This is a genomic window from Pseudomonas sp. D2002, from assembly GCF_013385735.1.
GTDB lineage: Bacteria > Pseudomonadota > Gammaproteobacteria > Pseudomonadales > Pseudomonadaceae > Aquipseudomonas.
Window position 1 is genome coordinate 2,712 of record NZ_JACAPL010000003.1, and the last position, 603, is coordinate 3,314.

The window sequence follows — 603 nt, forward strand, 5'->3', positions numbered from 1 at the left end:
GGCTTGCCCGCGATAGCGCCCTCCCAGACACATCCTGCCAAAAGCCCGCTCATCAGACTCCCCAGTCCAGGCCTAGCCTCTCAGAACCCCAACTGAAGAGAGGCCATGGAATGCCTGAACTCCCCGCATCAAAACAACTGCGCATAGGTCGCTACAGCGCATCCAACCGCATTTACCTACTCACCACCAACACCCTTGATCGCACACCCATCTTCCAGGATTTCAGGTTAGGCCGACTGGTAGTTCAACAATTCAGAATTGCCCAGGCTCAAGGCCTGGCGACATCTTTGGCATGGGTGGTCATGCCCGACCATTTCCATTGGCTGATCTCATTGGACAAAGGCTGCCTTAGCGATCTGATGCGCCAGGTAAAATCCAAAAGTACTCGAATCATTAATGGTGTTGCCGGTCGCCAGGGCCGCCTTTGGCAACCTGGATTTCACGATCATGCCGTGCGCCGAGAGGAAAGCCTGGAAGGAATAGCCCGCTACATTGTGGCCAACCCGCTGAGAGCGGGCCTGGTTAAGAAGTTTGGCGAATATCCCCTGTGGGATGCCATTTGGCTTTGACTCAAGACCGAGTCGCCGCCATCGCGGGCAAGCC

At 55.9% G+C, this 603-nt stretch carries 1 protein-coding gene; it reads left to right on the forward strand.

Annotation, left to right across the window (positions count from 1 at the left end; genetic code table 11):
• Positions 1 to 110 precede the first annotated feature (110 nt).
• Complete coding sequence (locus tag HX783_RS03205) at positions 111 to 569, forward strand: transposase (protein WP_177015957.1); 459 nt, start codon at positions 111 to 113, stop codon at positions 567 to 569.
• Positions 570 to 603 lie beyond the last annotated feature (34 nt).